This is a genomic window from Pseudomonas mohnii (assembly GCF_900105115.1).
GTDB lineage: Bacteria > Pseudomonadota > Gammaproteobacteria > Pseudomonadales > Pseudomonadaceae > Aquipseudomonas > Aquipseudomonas mohnii.
The window spans coordinates 1,443,056-1,455,199 of sequence record NZ_FNRV01000001.1 but is presented as its reverse complement, the minus strand read 5'-3'; the positions used below and the strand labels follow the sequence as shown (position 1 = coordinate 1,455,199).

General features: G+C 59.3%; 11 protein-coding genes. 8 read left to right on the top strand and 3 right to left on the bottom strand.

Annotated features, from left to right (window positions below; genetic code table 11):
• The first annotated feature begins 9 nt into the window (after positions 1-9).
• From fadA to BLV61_RS06845, 5 genes are all read left to right on the top strand, one after another.
• Positions 10-1,185, top strand: coding sequence for an acetyl-CoA C-acyltransferase FadA (gene fadA / locus BLV61_RS06865; protein ID WP_047531371.1), 1,176 nt, complete (start codon positions 10-12; stop codon positions 1,183-1,185).
• A 98-nt stretch (positions 1,186-1,283) separates the two neighbouring features.
• On the top strand, positions 1,284-1,520 hold the full coding sequence (locus BLV61_RS06860; protein ID WP_034147901.1) for a DUF1653 domain-containing protein: 237 nt from the start codon (positions 1,284-1,286) through the stop codon (positions 1,518-1,520).
• Between the two features lie 113 nt (positions 1,521-1,633).
• Complete coding sequence (topA, locus tag BLV61_RS06855; protein ID WP_047531368.1) at positions 1,634-4,261, top strand: type I DNA topoisomerase; 2,628 nt, start codon at positions 1,634-1,636, stop codon at positions 4,259-4,261.
• A 151-nt stretch (positions 4,262-4,412) separates the two neighbouring features.
• Complete coding sequence (locus BLV61_RS06850) at positions 4,413-4,937, top strand: DUF6586 family protein (protein WP_090463772.1); 525 nt, start codon at positions 4,413-4,415, stop codon at positions 4,935-4,937.
• Between the two features lie 94 nt (positions 4,938-5,031).
• Complete coding sequence (locus tag BLV61_RS06845) at positions 5,032-5,265, top strand: hypothetical protein (protein WP_047538925.1); 234 nt, start codon at positions 5,032-5,034, stop codon at positions 5,263-5,265.
• A gap of 93 nt (positions 5,266-5,358) precedes the next feature.
• Here the strand turns inward: BLV61_RS06845 and sulA are convergent, their stop codons facing one another.
• Both sulA and lexA read right to left on the bottom strand, forming a co-directional pair.
• On the bottom strand, positions 5,359-5,832 hold the full coding sequence (gene sulA, locus BLV61_RS06840) for an SOS-induced cell division inhibitor SulA (protein WP_090463769.1): 474 nt from the start codon (positions 5,830-5,832) through the stop codon (positions 5,359-5,361).
• Positions 5,833-5,842: 10 nt separating this feature from the next.
• Positions 5,843-6,451 (bottom strand): transcriptional repressor LexA, encoded by a 609-nt coding sequence (gene lexA / locus BLV61_RS06835; RefSeq protein ID WP_047531364.1) that lies wholly within the window; start codon positions 6,449-6,451, stop codon positions 5,843-5,845.
• Positions 6,452-6,680: 229 nt separating this feature from the next.
• Between lexA and BLV61_RS06830 the strand changes: the two genes are divergently transcribed.
• The 3 genes from BLV61_RS06830 (at position 6,681) to BLV61_RS06820 (ending at position 9,310) form a co-directional block, all read left to right on the top strand.
• On the top strand, positions 6,681-7,388 hold the full coding sequence (locus tag BLV61_RS06830) for a TetR/AcrR family transcriptional regulator (protein ID WP_090463765.1): 708 nt from the start codon (positions 6,681-6,683) through the stop codon (positions 7,386-7,388).
• 173 nt (positions 7,389-7,561) lie between these two features.
• A complete protein-coding gene (gene nagZ / locus BLV61_RS06825) occupies positions 7,562-8,560 on the top strand; it encodes a beta-N-acetylhexosaminidase (RefSeq protein WP_177329354.1) in 999 nt (332 codons plus the stop codon).
• Positions 8,561-8,572: 12 nt separating this feature from the next.
• Positions 8,573-9,310: an S-methyl-5'-thioinosine phosphorylase gene (locus tag BLV61_RS06820; protein ID WP_047531357.1), complete on the top strand. Its 738-nt coding sequence runs from the start codon at positions 8,573-8,575 to the stop codon at positions 9,308-9,310.
• A gap of 139 nt (positions 9,311-9,449) precedes the next feature.
• Here the strand turns inward: BLV61_RS06820 and BLV61_RS06815 are convergent, their stop codons facing one another.
• Positions 9,450-12,143: a DEAD/DEAH box helicase gene (locus BLV61_RS06815; RefSeq protein ID WP_090463762.1), complete on the bottom strand. Its 2,694-nt coding sequence runs from the start codon at positions 12,141-12,143 to the stop codon at positions 9,450-9,452.
• Between the last annotated feature and the right edge of the window lies 1 nt (position 12,144).

Here is a 12,144-nt window from a genome sequence, read left to right as displayed (position 1 = left end):
AGTGAACTTATGAGCTTGAATCCTAGAGACGTCGTGATTGTCGACTTCGGTCGTACTCCGATGGGCCGCTCCAAGGGCGGCATGCACCGCAACACCCGCGCCGAAGACATGTCGGCGCACCTGATCAGCAAACTGCTGGAACGCAACGTCAAGGTCGACCCGAACGAAGTCGAAGACGTGATCTGGGGCTGTGTGAACCAGACCCTGGAACAGGGCTGGAACATCGCCCGCATGGCGTCGCTGATGACCCAGATCCCGCACACCTCGGCTGGTCAGACCGTCAGCCGTCTGTGCGGCTCGTCGATGAGCGCGCTGCACACTGCCGCGCAAGCGATCATGACCGGTAATGGTGACGTGTTCGTCGTTGGCGGCGTCGAGCATATGGGTCACGTGAGCATGATGCACGGTGTCGATCCGAACCCGCACATGTCCCTGTACGCGGCGAAGGCCTCGGGCATGATGGGCCTGACCGCTGAAATGCTGGGCAAAATGCACGGCATCACTCGCGAGCAGCAGGATGCTTTCGGCATGCGCTCCCACCAGCTCGCCCACAAGGCGACCGTGGAAGGCAAGTTCAAAGACGAAATCATCCCGATGCAGGGCTACGACGAGAACGGTTTCCTGAAACTGTTCGACTACGACGAAACCATTCGTCCGGAAACCACCCTGGAAAGTCTGGCGGCCCTCAAGCCGGCCTTCAATCCAAAGGGCGGTACCGTGACGGCGGGTACTTCGTCGCAGATCACTGATGGTGCTTCGTGCATGATCGTGATGTCGGCGCAGCGCGCACAGGACCTGGGCATCCAGCCTATGGCGGTGATTCGCTCGATGGCAGTGGCAGGTGTGGACCCGGCGATCATGGGCTATGGTCCAGTACCGGCCACACAGAAAGCACTGAAGCGCGCGGGCCTTGGCATCAACGATATCGACTTCTTCGAGCTCAACGAAGCTTTCGCCGCACAGGCCTTGCCGGTGCTGAAAGATTTGAAAGTGCTCGACAAGATGAACGAGAAGGTTAACCTGCACGGCGGCGCGATCGCCCTGGGTCACCCGTTCGGTTGCTCCGGTGCGCGTATCTCCGGCACTTTGCTCAATGTAATGAAGCAAAATGGCGGCACCTTCGGGGTAGCGACCATGTGCATTGGTCTCGGCCAAGGCATCTCCACCGTCTTCGAACGCGTTTAAGCGTTTCGCTGATGGAAGCCGGGGCCAAGTGCCCCGGTTTTTGTTTTTCCGGATTTATTTTTATTTTATTTTGAAAAGATTTGAGTGAGGGCCGAAGCATGCCGATACAACCTGGGCTCTACCAACATTACAAAGGTCCGCAGTACCGTGTATTCAGTGTTGCACGGCATTCGGAAACCGAAGAAGAAGTGGTCTTCTACCAAGCCCTGTATGGCGATTACGGCTTTTGGGTGCGTCCCTTGAGCATGTTCCTGGAGTCGGTCGAAGTTGACGGCGAGCAGGTGCCACGCTTTGCTTTGGTGCAAGCCGAACCGAGTGTTTTTTCCAAGCCATAAGCTGAGTGCGCGCAAAACCCTGCGCTTGACCTCACCTTGTAGCCACTATATATAGCGGTGCCGCGTCAGGCGCCAACGCCTTTCACTTCTAGAATTCAGGAATTTTCTGATCCATGGGCAAATCGCTGGTCATTGTGGAATCCCCGGCTAAGGCCAAGACCATCAACAAGTATCTGGGTAACCAATACGTGGTGAAGTCGAGTATCGGCCATATCCGAGACCTGCCCACCAGCGGTTCGGCTAGCGCCAGCAAAGAGCCAGCCGCCAAGCGCGGCAAGGCTGCTGCGGGTGAAGTGCCGGCACTGTCGCCGAAAGAAAAGGCGCGCAAGCAGCTGGTCGCTCGCATGGGAGTCGATCCCGATCATGGCTGGAAAGCCAAGTACGAGATCCTTCCAGGCAAGGAAAAGGTCATCGAAGAGCTGCGCCGGCTCGCCAAGGATGCTGACACCATCTATCTCGCAACCGACTTGGATCGCGAGGGGGAAGCCATTGCCTGGCACCTGCGCGAAGCCATCGGTGGTGACGACAGCCGCTACAAACGCGTGGTGTTCAACGAAATCACCAAGAAGGCTATTCAGGAAGCCTTCTCCCAGCCGGGCGAACTGGATATCGATCGCGTAAATGCCCAGCAGGCCCGTCGTTTCCTCGACCGCGTCGTGGGTTACATGGTGTCGCCACTGCTGTGGGCCAAGATTGCCCGTGGCCTGTCCGCCGGCCGTGTGCAGTCGGTAGCCGTGAAACTGGTGGTCGAGCGTGAGCGTGAGATCCGCGCGTTCATCCCGGAAGAGTATTGGGAGGTTCACGCTGACCTCGGCACCGCCAAGGGTGCAACCGTGCGTTTCGATGTCGCCCGCGAGAAAGGCGAAGCCTTCAAACCGCTCAACGAAGCCCAGGCCATGGCCGCGCTGGAGAAGCTCAAGGCTTCCAGCTACAGCATCGTCAAGCGCGAAGACAAGCCGACCAGCAGCAAGCCGTCGGCGCCGTTCATCACCTCCACCCTGCAGCAGGCCGCGAGTAACCGCCTGGGCTTCGGTGTGAAGAAAACCATGATGATGGCCCAGCGTCTGTATGAAGCCGGCTACATCACTTATATGCGTACCGACTCCACCAACCTCTCGGCTGACGCCGTGGCGATGGCGCGTACTTATATTGAAGGCGAGTTCGGCAAGAAGTACCTGCCGGAAACGCCGAACGTCTATAGCAGCAAGGAAGGCGCACAAGAGGCTCACGAAGCGATTCGTCCGTCCGACGCCAACACCGAGCCAAGCAAGCTCTCGGGCATGGAACGTGACGCCGAGCGCCTCTACGAGCTGATCTGGCGCCAGTTCCTGGCTTGTCAGATGCTGCCGGCCCAATACCTGTCGACCACGGTCACCGTCGGTGCCGGTGACTTCGAGTTGCGTGCCAAGGGCCGTATCCTCAAGTTCGACGGTTACACCCGCGTCATGCCGCAAATCGCCAAGCCGGGCGATGATGACGTACTGCCGGACATGGGCCAGGGCGACGCGATGAAGCTGATCAAGCTTGATCCGACCCAGCACTTTACCAAACCGCCGGCGCGTTATTCGGAAGCCAGCCTGGTAAAGGAAATGGAAAAACGCGGCATCGGTCGTCCTTCGACCTATGCGGCGATCATTTCGACCATTCAGGACCGCGGATACGTGGCGCTGCACAACCGTCGTTTCTATTCGGAAAAGATGGGTGACATCGTCACCGAGCGTCTGGCCGAAAGCTTCTCCAACCTGATGGACTACGGTTTCACTGCCGGCATGGAAGAGAACCTCGATGACGTGGCCCAGGGCGAACGCGACTGGAAAAACGTGCTCGACGAGTTTTACGGCGACTTCAAGAAAAAACTCGAATTGGCCGAAAGCCCGGAAAACGGCATGCGGGCCAACCAGCCGGTGATGACCGATATTCCGTGCACGACCTGCGGTCGCCCGATGCAGATTCGTACTGCATCGACCGGCGTGTTCCTCGGTTGCTCGGGCTACAGCCTGCCACCGAAAGAGCGCTGCAAGGCCACCGTCAACCTGGTTCCCGGCGATGAAATCGCCGCGGACGACGAGGGTGAGTCGGAGTCCCTGGTGTTGCGCGGCAAGCATCGTTGCCCAATCTGCAGCACGGCGATGGACGCTTATCTGCTCGACGAGAAGCGCAAGCTGCACATCTGCGGTAACAACCCGGATTGCGCGGGCTACGAAATCGAAGAAGGCACCTACCGCATCAAGGGCTACGAAGGTCCGAGCCTGGAGTGCGACAAGTGCGGCAGCGAGATGCAGCTCAAGACCGGCCGTTTCGGCAAGTTCTTCGGTTGCACCAACCCGACGTGCAAGAACACTCGCAAACTGCTGAAAAGTGGTGATGCGGCGCCGCCGAAGATGGATCCGGTGAAGATGCCTGAGCTGAAATGCGAAAAGGTCAACGACACCTACATCCTGCGCGACGGTGCGTCCGGTCTGTTCCTGGCGGCCAGCCAGTTCCCGAAAAACCGTGAAACTCGTGCGCCACTGGTCATGGAAATCTTGCCGCACAAGGATGAGATCGATCCGAAGTATCACTTCCTCTGCGAAGCGCCGAAGAAGGATCCGGACGGTCTCCCGGCAGTGATCCGTTACAGCCGCAAGACCAAAGAGCAATATGTGCAGACAGAGGTCGACGGCAAGCCAACTGGCTGGAAAGCGTTCTACGACGGTGGCAAGTGGAAGGTCGAGGACAAGCGACCGGCTGCGAAGGCATAAAATCGCAAGACATTGTAGGAACGAACTCGCTCGCGATGAGCGTGAGAGCAGCGCGGGCATTCTGAAGGCCCGCGTCATCGTTGGCGTCCATCGCGAGCTCGCTCCTGCATGACCTGCCTGAAGCAATTATTTCGTTGTGGAGACTGCCGTCATGGCCAATGAGCTCTATACCCGTACCAATCAAAAGATTTATTTCGCCGGACTGTCTCTGGAGGCGCTCGCCAGGGCCGAAGAGGGGCGGGCGATGAACTCTCTCGCGCTGATTCAGGCCTGTCGTGAGTCGGCGCTGTTTCACCTGTACGGTGCGCTGCTGGGTTTGTGTCACGAGATCGCCGGTTTCTACCGTTTGCCTCAGGCCAATGCGTCTCGGGCCGAATCGTTGCTGACTCGCGAAGTCCTGGACACCATTGCTATTCCTGAGCTGGCCGAGATGATCGAGCTGGCGAACAACCCGCAAACCTGGTTGGCCAAGTTGCTGGCGGCCCATCAGGCATTGTTTCAGCCTCCGCGGGCGCCGCACAAGCCGAAAGGGGATGTGACGCAGCCGCTGATTCTTGCGGTGAATCTGGACGAGGAAGAGGCGCCGGACGAGTTGAACCGCGAAGAACTGGAAAGCTGGCGTCAGAACCTGAAAGGGTTGGCTATTCGGTTTCGTGACGGTTTGAATGAGTGCTGACAGAAACGCTTTTGCGATGGCATCTGGTCAAGATCCCGAGCGAAGCCTGACCGATGCCTATATAATGCCCGCCTTTCGTGGAGAACAGACCTTTATGCCAACGTCCTTTCTAGAAATTGTCGAGTTACCAGACGGCCGAATCGAGCTTCGCCGGGCTGAGGACGAGGGTTCTCTGGTTACTTTGGATTTCTCCGAGGACGCAAAAGCGTTCCTGCAAGGCCAGCACGTGGAAGTCGCCAAGGCGATGTTGAGCGTCGGCGTTCAGATGGCCGGGCGGCTGGTGGAAGGCGAACTCGACAAGGAAGAGGGACCGCGGGTCCTTCATTGATCCCGCCCGTCGGTTTTTCAGGATGTACTTACCGATCGGCTTCTCTGTCCCTGGAGAAGCCTCGCGCCATTCAAGGCGCGTCATGTTTATCAGTTAACCCAGTCGAATGTTCAGGCTTTGAGCGTCCCCGGTCCGGGCAGCGCTGATCAACTGTTGTCGCGAGTTGGCGGTCAGCGTATTGAGCCAACTGACAACTGTATGGCTGCGACCCAGGCGTAGGGCTTCGCAGGCCAGTTGTTGAGCGCTCTGGGTGCCGCGCGGTTGCAGCAGCAGAATACGTTCGCGGTTAAGACCGGCGTCCCGCAGCCAAGCTTGGGTCAGGCTGGCAGGCGGGGCGATCAGCGTCAGCCAGCGCGCATCCTGATCCTGGCTCAACTCCCTGAGGATGGGCGCCAGAAGGTTCAGGCAATTCCCGGCTGCACCACGCAGAGACAACTCACTGAAGACCTCGGGTTCGGTGCTCCATGGCGACTCGACCACTTCCTTCAGAATCGGCGCCAATGGCTGCGCCATGAACGCTTCGAACAACGGCAGTTGGGCTTGCTGTGATGTATGTGGGAACTGCATAAAGCCTCCTTTAGCGGCGAATGACGCCGACACTCAAGCCTTCGATCACCAGTTCCTGATCTTTAAGGTTCACTTCGATTGGGGCGAATTCAGGGTTTTCGGCGATCAGCCAGACTTTGCTGCCATCGCGCTTGAAACGCTTGACGGTCACTTCGTCGCCGATCCGTGCGACCACGATCTGGCCGTTACGGGCTTCACGGGTGGTGTGCACGGCCAGCAGGTCGCCGTCGAAAATACCCACGTCTTTCATGCTCATGCCATGAACTCGCAACAGGTAGTCGGCGCGGGGATGGAAGAACGAAGGATTGATGTTGCAGGATTCCTCGACGTGTTGCTGAGCGAGGATCGGTGCGCCAGCGGCCACACGGCCGATGATCGGCAGGCTGGAGTCGTCGGCCTTGGCCTCGAACCCGGGAATGCGAATCCCGCGGGAAGCACCGGGCGTCATTTCGATCGCGCCTTTGCGGGCAAGCGCCTTGAGGTGCTCTTCTGCCGCGTTTGGCGATTTGAAACCCAGTTCCTGAGCGATTTCCGCACGGGTTGGCGGGTAGCCGTTGTCTTCTAGGCAGCGTTTGATGAAGGCCAGAATCTCTGCTTGGCGTGGCGTCAGCTTTAGCATAATGATCGCTCTGTCTTTTTATACAGTGACTGGGATTATATACAGTGAAACGGTCTTGGCAATGCCCCTTTTCTGGCATGGCGCCAGACGGTCGATCAGCCAGCTGATTGAAGCTGTCTGGTTGTATGGTTAAATGTATGACTGACCATTCCCGAAACGAACCGCCAGACTTGACAACACGTAGACTGAAACGTATGTTTCAAACAAGTGTTTGTCAGGCGGAGTAGTCATGGCCCAGTCGGAAACCGTAGAACGCATTCTTGATGCTGCCGAGCAGTTGTTCGCGGAAAAAGGTTTCGCCGAAACCTCGTTGCGTCTGATTACCAGCAAGGCCGGTGTCAATCTGGCTGCGGTGAATTATCACTTCGGGTCAAAAAAAGCGCTGATCCAGGCGGTCTTTTCCCGTTTTCTGGGGCCGTTCTGCATCAGTCTCGATAAGGAGCTGGAGCGGCGCCAGGCCAAGCCAGAGAACAAGGCGACACTTGAGGAGTTGCTTGAAATCCTCGTCGAGCAGGCTCTCGTCGTACAGCCACGCAGTGGCAACGATCTCTCTATCTTCATGCGTTTGCTGGGGCTGGCCTTCAGTCAGAGCCAGGGGCATTTGCGTCGTTATCTGGAAGACATGTACGGCAAGGTGTTTCGCCGCTACATGATGCTGGTCAACGAAGCCGCGCCGCGTATCCCGCCGATCGAACTGTTCTGGCGCGTGCACTTCATGCTGGGGGCCGCTGCGTTCAGCATGTCCGGCATCAAGGCCTTGCGCGCCATCGCCGAAACCGACTTCGGGGTCAACACCTCCATCGAGCAGGTCATGCGACTGATGGTGCCGTTCCTGGCGGCCGGTATGCGTGCCGAGTCCGGTGTCACCGATACGGCCATGGCCAGCGCGCAGTTGCGTCCGCGTAGCAAGTCGACACCGGTTGCCGCCAAGGTTTAACCCTGCACGGGTGGGCGCGGCAGCTGACATCCGCTAAGCTAGCCGCCCATGCCGACTCTCGTTCTGAATCCGCTCCCTATTGATATCGTCGACCTGCCGGGCAGTGCCCATGGCGGCGGTGAATGTGTGCGAGCCGGGTTTTTCGTTATCAAGGAATCTCTATGACTGCTGGCCTGCAAGGCTCGTTGATGGTGGACGTCGCCGGTACCTGGCTGACGGCTGAAGATCGCCAATTGCTGCGCCAACCCGAGGTGGGTGGCCTGATTATTTTCGCTCGCAACATCGAGCATCCGCGTCAGGTCCGCGAGTTGAGTGCCGCCATCCGTGCCATCCGCCCTGATCTGTTGTTGGCGGTGGATCAGGAAGGCGGGCGCGTTCAACGTCTGCGCCAGGGCTTCGTGCGCCTGCCGGCGATGCGTGCCATTGCCGATAATCCGAATGCTGAATACCTGGCCGAGCAGTGTGGCTGGATCATGGCGACCGAGGTGTTGGCCGTTGGCCTGGACCTGAGTTTCGCGCCGGTGCTTGACCTCGACTACCAGCGCAGCGCCGTGGTCGGCACCCGTTCGTTCGAAGGCGACCCACAACGTGCGGCGCTGCTGGCTGGGGCATTCATCCGCGGCATGAACAGTGCGGGCATGGCGGCCACCGGCAAGCATTTTCCCGGTCACGGTTGGGCCGAGGCTGATTCCCATGTAGCGATTCCAAACGACGAGCGCAGTCTCGACGAAATCCGCGCCAACGACCTGGTGCCGTTCGCCAGGCTGAGCAAGCAACTGGCAGCGGTCATGCCGGCACACGTCATCTATCCGCAAGTCGATTCCCAGCCTGCCGGTTTCTCCCGGCGCTGGTTGCAGGACATTCTGCGCGGTGAGCTGCAATTCGACGGTGTGATCTTCAGTGATGATCTTTCCATGGCGGGCGCCCATGTTGTGGGGGATGCCGCCAGCCGTATCGAAGCGGCATTGAGCGCCGGGTGCGACATGGGCCTGGTGTGCAACGATCGCGCGGCCGCCGAGCTGGCCCTGAGCGCCGCGCAACGCCTGAAGGTCAAGCCGTCCGCGCGCATTGCGCGGATGCGCGGTCAGTCGTTCGCGAACATCGAATACCGTCAGGATCCGCGTTGGCTGATCGCCGTCGGCGCGCTCAAAGACGCTCAATTGATTGATTAAGGACGGTTCGTTATGACGGTTTACGCGATTATCGGTGGTACTGGCCTGACTCAACTCGAAGGCCTGAGCATTCGTCAGTCATTGGCGGTGGACACCCCTTATGGCGCGCCTTCTGCCGAGGTGCAGATCGGTGAGTACGCGGGCAAGGAAGTATTGTTCCTTGCCCGTCATGGTCACCCGCACCGTTTTCCGCCGCATCAGGTGAACTACCGTGCCAACCTTTGGGCGCTGAAGCAGGCCGGAGCCGAGGCCATTCTCGCGGTCAACGCCGTCGGTGGCATTCATGCGGCGATGGGCACCGGGCATTTTTGCGTGCCGCATCAGTTGATCGATTACACCAGCGGTCGCGAGCACACCTACTTTGCCGATGACCTGGAGCACGTTACGCACATCGACTTCAGCTATCCCTACAGCGAATCGCTGCGTCAGCAGTTGATCGCGGCGCTGGCTGCAGAAGGTGTCGGTTACAGCAGTCATGGCGTGTATGCCTGCACCCAGGGGCCGCGACTGGAAACCGTGGCCGAGATCGCGCGTCTGGAGCGTGACGGGTGTGACATCGTCGGCATGACGGGTATGCCGGAAGCCGCTCTGGCTCGTGAGCTGGAGCTGGATTACGCCTGTCTGGCGCTGGTGGTGAATCCGGCAGCGGGCAAGTCGACGGCGGTGATCACCATGGCGGAGATCGAGCAGGCGTTGCATGACGGGATGGGCAAGGTGAAGTCGACGTTGGCGCGGGTGCTCAAGGGCTGAGTCAGGCTTGGCACCGAGTCGCTTCCATCGCGGGCAAGCCGCTCCCACATTGTTCGCGTCGCATACAAATTTTGTGAACGCCACTGAACCTGTGGGAGCGGGCTTGCCCGCGAAGGCGCTCTACCGGGCGCCGCCGTTCTCAGCGCTTCTCCAGCTTGTCCGGTAAGGGCGCGAACAACGCCTCGATATCATCGCTCTGCAGTTTCCAGTCCCCGGCCTGACGCCCATCCAGTACGCCCGCCGCGAGATCGGATTTTTCCTTCTGCAGATGCTGAATCTTCTCTTCCACCGTGCCGCGCGCAATCAGCTTGTAGACGAACACCGGTTTCTCCTGGCCGATGCGATAGGCGCGGTCGGTTGCCTGGTTTTCTGTCGCGGGGTTCCACCATGGATCGTAATGAATCACCGTGTCTGCTTCCGTCAGGTTGAGGCCCACGCCACCGGCCTTCAGGCTGATCAGAAAAATCTGACGCTTGCCGCTCTGAAATTCTTTTACTGGCGTGCGTCGATCGCGGGTCTGTCCGGTCAACAGGGCGTAGGTCACACCGCGTTTGTTCAGTTCATCTTCGATCAGCGACAGCATCGAAGTGAATTGCGAGAACAGCAGAATCCGCCGTCCTTCCTCAAACAGCTCTTCGAGCATTTCCATCAGGCTGTCGAGTTTGCCCGACGTACTGCCACGTGCCGGCAGGGTGGCGTCGTTGACCAGGCGTAAATCGCAGCACACCTGCCGCAGTTTCAGCAGCGCCTCGAGGATGATGATCTGGCTGCGCGCCACGCCTTTGCGGGTGATCTCGTCACGAACTTTCTTGTCCATGGCCAGGCGCATCGTTTCATAAACGTCGCGCTGGGCTTCGTTGAGCTCGACCCAGTGGATGATCTCGGTTTTCGGTGGCAACTCGGTCGCCACCTGTTCCTTGGTGCGACGTAGCAGGAAGGGTTTGATCCGACCATTGAGGTGTTGAAGTCTGACTTCACTGGCGCGCTTTTCAATCGGCACGCGGTAATCGCTGTTGAAGCTTTTGACGTCTCCCAGCCAGCCCGGCAGCAGGAAGTGAAACAGCGACCACAACTCACCCAGGTGGTTTTCCAGTGGTGTGCCGCTCAGGCACAGGCGCTGGCGCGCATTCAGTTCGCGCGCTGCCTGGGCGGCCTTGCTGTTCGGATTCTTGATGTATTGCGCTTCGTCCAGCACCAGTACGTGTAATGGCTGAGCCGCCAGGCGTTCGACATCCTTGGGCAGCAAGGCGTAGGTGGTCAGGATCAGGTCGTAATCGGCCAGGTTGTCGAAATGCTTTTTGCGGCTGGCGCCATACAGCGCCAGCACCTTGAGCTGCGGTGTGAAATGCGCCGCTTCGTCGAGCCAGTTGGGGATCAGGCTGGTCGGCATCACCACCATGCATGGCCGGTCCAGGCGTCCGGCGTTTTTTTCGGTCAGCACATGCGCCAGGGTTTGCAGGGTTTTACCCAGGCCCATGTCGTCCGCGAGGATTCCGCCGACTTCCAGTTGCCGCAGCGATTGCATCCAGCTCAAGCCTTCCAGCTGATACGGCCGCAGTGTCGCGTTCAAGCCTTCCGGCGCCGTGGCGGTGTAGTCCTTGATATCCCGCAGGCGCTGGGCAAAGGTACGAATCTGCTCGCCGCCTTCCCACAACAATGGCAGGTCTTCCAGCGGATTCAGGCGCGTGGCGTCGGCCTTGCTCAGGCGTAATGTGGTGTTACCAGGCTCTTGCAGGTAGAACTCGCCGAGGGTTGCCAGCACCGGTTTCAAGCGCCCGAAGGGCAGGGCGACTTGCAAGGGGCCGTGTTCGGAGTTCGGCCGGTTGGGAATGTTCACCAGAATCAACTCATCGTCGCGCCGTCGGGCGAGGCGTTCCGGGTTGAGGATTTCGGTGTGGGAGCGCATCAGGTTCAACAGGATCGGCAACAGACTCAGCCGCTCGCCATTGACGATGATGCCCAGTTCCAGGTCAAACCAGTCGCGTTCCGGCGCCTGTTCGACCGTGGCGTACCAATCGTCCACGGCAGTCAGGTCGAATCCGAAGTCTTCGTTGATCTGCAGCTCCCAGCCCTGAGTGCGTAGCCTCGGCAGTTCATTGAGGGTGAAGGTCAGCCAGGCGCTGTCATTGACCATCTCGAACAATTCGCCCGCACTTTCCGGCAGCGCTTTGCTCTGGCGGGTGGCGACTTTGAAGCCGAGGATCCGCAGTTGTTCCCGGTAGGACTGTTCCACGTCCGGATGGCGTTTTATCCGCAGGGTCTGTGTTTCCTGGCGAATCAGGATGTCGGTGTTTTTCTGTCCGGAGACGTACTCGTCCAGATAGCTGAAGGACAGCGCTGCGCGATGCTGGATATAGCGCTGCATCTTGCCATTGCGTGGCTCGAAGGCGCTGAACTCGATGCTCGCCAGCCACAGGCGCGGCACGGGTTGCACGTTATCCACCAGTACTTGGGGCGGTGCTTTCGGGTTGCGGTTTTCCAGTACGCCTTGCAGCTTCTCCAGAAGCTCGGCGTCTTTGGCGGCAGCGGGGTAATCGAGGGTTTCCTGCACCTGAAGCAAGACCGCCGCGCAGTGTTTGCAATTGTTGTGGACCGGACAAGAGCAGGTGGCATCGACCATCAGCAGAGTGCCTTTGGCTGACTCACGCAGGCGAATGGTCTGACGATAAACGTTACCGCCAGAGCCTTCGCACGCAGCGATGATGGTCGCGTCGCCGGCCTCGACTATCCTGACGCGGTTCTCCAGGGCGTAGCGGCGGCCGCGTTCGAGGCTCTGTTCCTTGAAGCGGCTGACCCAGGAGGGTGCCAGGGGTTTGCTCAGGGTCGCGGACATA

What these genes read in the sequence shown, in the direction of transcription:
- BLV61_RS06820 (WP_047531357.1), top strand. Translation starts at nt 8,573, where the DNA reads ATGACGGTTTACGCGATTATCGGTGGTACTGGCCTGACTCAACTCGAA.
- BLV61_RS06830 (WP_090463765.1), top strand. Translation starts at nt 6,681, where the DNA reads ATGGCCCAGTCGGAAACCGTAGAACGCATTCTTGATGCTGCCGAGCAG.
- lexA (WP_047531364.1), bottom strand. Translation starts at nt 6,451, where the DNA reads ATGCTAAAGCTGACGCCACGCCAAGCAGAGATTCTGGCCTTCATCAAA.
- sulA (WP_090463769.1), bottom strand. Translation starts at nt 5,832, where the DNA reads ATGCAGTTCCCACATACATCACAGCAAGCCCAACTGCCGTTGTTCGAA.
- fadA (WP_047531371.1), top strand. Translation starts at nt 10, where the DNA reads ATGAGCTTGAATCCTAGAGACGTCGTGATTGTCGACTTCGGTCGTACT.
- topA (WP_047531368.1), top strand. Translation starts at nt 1,634, where the DNA reads ATGGGCAAATCGCTGGTCATTGTGGAATCCCCGGCTAAGGCCAAGACC.
- BLV61_RS06850 (WP_090463772.1), top strand. Translation starts at nt 4,413, where the DNA reads ATGGCCAATGAGCTCTATACCCGTACCAATCAAAAGATTTATTTCGCC.
- BLV61_RS06845 (WP_047538925.1), top strand. Translation starts at nt 5,032, where the DNA reads ATGCCAACGTCCTTTCTAGAAATTGTCGAGTTACCAGACGGCCGAATC.
- BLV61_RS06815 (WP_090463762.1), bottom strand. Translation starts at nt 12,143, where the DNA reads ATGTCCGCGACCCTGAGCAAACCCCTGGCACCCTCCTGGGTCAGCCGC.
- BLV61_RS06860 (WP_034147901.1), top strand. Translation starts at nt 1,284, where the DNA reads ATGCCGATACAACCTGGGCTCTACCAACATTACAAAGGTCCGCAGTAC.